1 protein-coding gene is annotated in these 1,412 nt (G+C 66.1%); it reads right to left on the reverse strand.

Annotation, left to right across the window (positions count from 1 at the left end; genetic code table 11):
* Positions 1–57: 57 nt before the first annotated feature.
* Entirely contained in the window at positions 58–1,287 is a 1,230-nt protein-coding gene (locus tag J2Y69_RS18015; RefSeq protein ID WP_310023350.1) for an IS256 family transposase, read from the reverse strand.
* Positions 1,288–1,412 lie beyond the last annotated feature (125 nt).

Here is a 1,412-nt window from a genome sequence, read left to right on the forward strand (position 1 = left end):
GGTGGCGTCCCTCTGAGTGGTGGAGATTGTCAACACCGGCGAGGTCAGCTGTTTTGATTATGCCGCGATGAGTTCGGGGATGCTCTCCTGTTCGTCGGTGGGGTTGTTGAGCAGGGCCATGGAGGTGTCGCTGAAGTAGCGGCGGTCGGCGCTGTCCCATTCGTCGTGCTGCTCGATGAGGACGTGCCCGGCCAGGCGCAGCAACGCGGCCGGGTTAGGGAACGTGCCGACGACGTCGGTGCGGCGTTTGATCTCCTTGTTCAGCCGCTCCAACGGGTTCGTCGACCAGATCTGCTGCCAGTGCGCGGACGGGAACGCGGTGAACGCCAGCAGTTCGTCGCGGGCGTCCTCGAGCATCTCGGCAACGGCCGGGTGGGAGCGTTCGAGCATGCGGACGACCTCCCCGAACTGGGCGTGAACGAGGCTCGCTTTGCCGCGCGGGACAAACACGGTGCGGATGATGGAGGCGACCATTGGGCCGGCGACCTTGGGGACCTTCGTCAGGACGTTGCGCATGAAGTGAACCCGGCAGCGCTGCCAGGACGCGCCCTGGAACGCGACCTGGATCGCTGAGATCAGCCCGGAATGCGCGTCGGAGATCACCAACCGAACGCCGCCCAGGCCGCGCGTCTTCAACGACCGGAGAAACGCCGTCCAGAACGGCTCGGATTCCGTGTCGCCGACGTCGAAGCCGAGGACCTGCCGGGTGCCGTCGGCGGCGACCCCGATCGCCACGACGATCGCCTGCGAGACGACCTGCCGCCCGACGCGGGCCTTGCAGTAGGTCGCGTCGACGAACACATACGGGTAGGCCTGCTCTGTCAGCGAGCGCTCCCGGAACGCGGCAACGTCCTCGTCGAGGTCCTGGCAGATGCGAGAGACCTCGGACTTGGAGATCCCCGAATCAGCGCCGAGCGCCTTGACGAGGTCGTCGACCTTCCTCGTGGAGACGCCGTGGACGTAGGCCTCCATCACGACCGCGAACAGCGCCTGATCGACCCGGCGACGCCGCTCCAGCAGCGACGGGAAGAACGACCCGGATCGCAGCTTCGGGACCCGCAACTCCAGATCCCCGGCCGTGGTGGTCAGCATCCGCGGACGCGACCCGTTGCGGACCGTGACACGCCCCTCGGAGCGCTCATACGGAGCCGCTCCGATGAATGCGGTCGCTTCCGCGTCAATCAGCTCCTGGTAGAGCCTCTGCGTCGCGAGCCGGATCCGGTCGCTGACATCGGTGGTTTGCAGTTCCCCGAGAAGCTCGAGGAGGGCAGACTGGTCTAGAGCCATCGTGCGCTTGTGTCTTCCTGTGAGTGACTTTGATCGGTACTCACTGACCATCGCACGATGGCTCGCTAGCGTCTACGACACCGTGAGCCCTGCCAGAAACCCCACCACTCCCCGGGACGCCACCC

Source organism: Microbacterium resistens (assembly GCF_031456305.1).
Lineage (GTDB): Bacteria > Actinomycetota > Actinomycetes > Actinomycetales > Microbacteriaceae > Microbacterium > Microbacterium resistens_A.

Bases quoted from the DNA above. Each gene is read 5' to 3' on its own strand.
- J2Y69_RS18015 (WP_310023350.1), bottom strand. From the start codon at position 1,287: ATGGCTCTAGACCAGTCTGCCCTCCTCGAGCTTCTCGGGGAACTGCAA.